The 2263-nt window shown below is 46.3% G+C and carries 2 protein-coding genes; both read right to left on the bottom strand.

Going from position 1 to position 2263, the window contains the following annotated elements; genetic code table 11:
* Nucleotides 1-472 precede the first annotated feature (472 nt).
* Complete coding sequence (locus K8R76_04630; protein MCD4847458.1) at nt 473-1087, bottom strand: sarcinarray family MAST domain-containing protein; 615 nt, start codon at nt 1085-1087, stop codon at nt 473-475.
* Complete coding sequence (locus K8R76_04625) at nt 1084-2190, bottom strand: hypothetical protein (GenBank protein MCD4847457.1); 1107 nt, start codon at nt 2188-2190, stop codon at nt 1084-1086. The genes K8R76_04630 and K8R76_04625 overlap by 4 nt, the downstream gene beginning before the upstream one ends.
* Nucleotides 2191-2263 lie beyond the last annotated feature (73 nt).

Raw genomic sequence — 2263 nt, 5'->3', positions numbered from 1 at the left:
ATGTTACTTCCCATACTTCACCGTAGAGGTTTCCGGGCACGAATGTATCCCTGGGTAATACTTCCAAGCGCTTCATGTTGTCAGGTTCACCCCAGGCATGTGTCTCGTATATAGGATAAGTGGTAGCAAAGCGAATTCACCGCAAAGCACGCAAAGATCGCAAAGACAATGTTGTGTCGGCTTTGCGTCCTTGGCGTTCTTTGCGGTGTATATTATAATCTAGATTATATTTAAACTGCCATGGTCTAGCCGTAGTCTATCAAGCCCTCCCGGCCCTGTATACGACAGCCAGCAGTATCCCCATCATCGCACCCACCACCCCGAATCCGGGCGACCCCTGGGACGGCGGCTGGTCAGTGGACGAGGGGTCGCTTGTGATGCGGGTGGGGGCGGGGCCTGAGTAGTGCTCGTCGAGGATGATGGGATATTGGCGTTGGGATCTACCTTGTAACTGTCATGTCAGCGACGTAGTCTAAGCCCTCCCTGCCCTGTATACGACAGCCAGCAGTATCCCCATCAGCGCACCCATCGCCCCGAATCCGGGCGACCCCTGGGATGGCGGCTGGTTCGTGGACGAGGGGGCGGTGGTAGTGCGGGTGGGGGCGGGGTCTGAGTAGTGCTCATCAGGGACCAGGATGCTGGCTGCTGTGAATTTTATTGGATAGCCTTCCCTCTCATCTCGATCATAGAACGTAAATGCAATATTTAACGGAATAGTCCATCCTGCGGCTTCATCTGTTGGCCGTACAGTCCATTCGAAAGTAACTGTTTCACCTGCACTATGATTGAATTCCCTGGCAGTCTCAGTAAATTCACTAGAACCTCTAATCACTTCAAATGGTTGATTTACCTTTTTATAACCATAACCTGTAGCTGAAAGGGCTGTGGAAACATCAACATTCTTTTTCAGGTATACTACTGCTCTAATTGTGGCTGGCTCGCCAACTTTTAATTCAGCATCATAGACTGTAGTCACTTGTTCATTATAATATACTTCATATTCAACCAGATCATTTTCGACGGCATTAACACTACAAGTTAAATAAATCATTACACATAACAACATTATTTTTCTAATTAATTTCATATTGTCCATCCTTCATTTATTGCTCCTATCGAATTTTCAACATCTCCTCCTTCCAGTTTATCACCGACTCCTTTTAGACCTGGAGGAACAAAAATAAAAGTCCCGGTAGTAAACTCAAATTCGATTGGATCATTATTGCCTACAACTGATCCAGTAGCTGGATCACGAATATCTACATAATCTTCTCTTGAATATATCTGCGCTTCATGTCCATAAATCGGATGTGGATGACATTCATTATCAAAATCATATAGGTGAAATTGATGTAATCTTCCTTTAACCCGGATCTTCCAGATATTAGTAGTTGCTACCCAGGCCGTACTGGGCGATGGCGGCAAGACCTGCATTCCACCATTTATTAATGTAGGATTATTAGCAAAAACATTTACATTTTGCAGTGAAAGAGGAATGAAAGACTTACTTGATGGATTCTGGGCTGGATCCGCTATGTACCTCTCACCCGATTTCACTGCATCAATCCAGATGTTTTGTTCCGGGTCATAGAATTTATCATGCCGCAGGTAATCCGGCACCATATTCACACCCAGCGTCACATTCTCCTGCCAGTAGGCAAGTTCATCCTTCTCGAAATGCGACCCGTCCGGCCTCACATGCTCAGCCTTCATAGTAAACCCGATCGGAAAACACATCACAGACTTTAGCAGATTGGCACCGGCATTATTGGCATCCCGCACACCGTCTGCCGATTCACCGAAATTAGAATCTATCTCATTATTGATATTATCTGATGCACCCCCGTACTGCTCATTCACCTGGTACAGCACCTCATCCACATACCACTGCCGCACCTGGCTGATGGTTTTAGCACTGCAACTGGAATACTTCCCACCGCTACGATACCTGTCCTTATCCACATACCTGGTCTGGTTCGCCTTGATCTTGGCAGTCAGGTCAACAGCAGTAGCCCGCATAGAATCGGCAGGATTGGGATAGTTCATATAATTAATATCAGGGTCAAGATGAATATCCTTACGTATCTGCCTGTTGATCTCATCCACCGCATCTTTTGCCTCTCCCTTCAGCCAGGCCGGCGGAGTCACATCAAAAGTCCTTGGATCGCAATTATCACTGTTCAGGTTCATATTCTTGATATTTGCTACCAGTCCCGGATCAAATACCTTGCTCTTATAACTATTATATGCTTCCTCCAGACAC

Source organism: Candidatus Aegiribacteria sp. (assembly GCA_021108435.1).
Classification (GTDB): domain Bacteria; phylum Fermentibacterota; class Fermentibacteria; order Fermentibacterales; family JCC-6; genus Aegiribacteria.
Note: the sequence above shows the minus strand (reverse complement) of the source record. Positions and strands in the feature narration are given on the sequence as shown.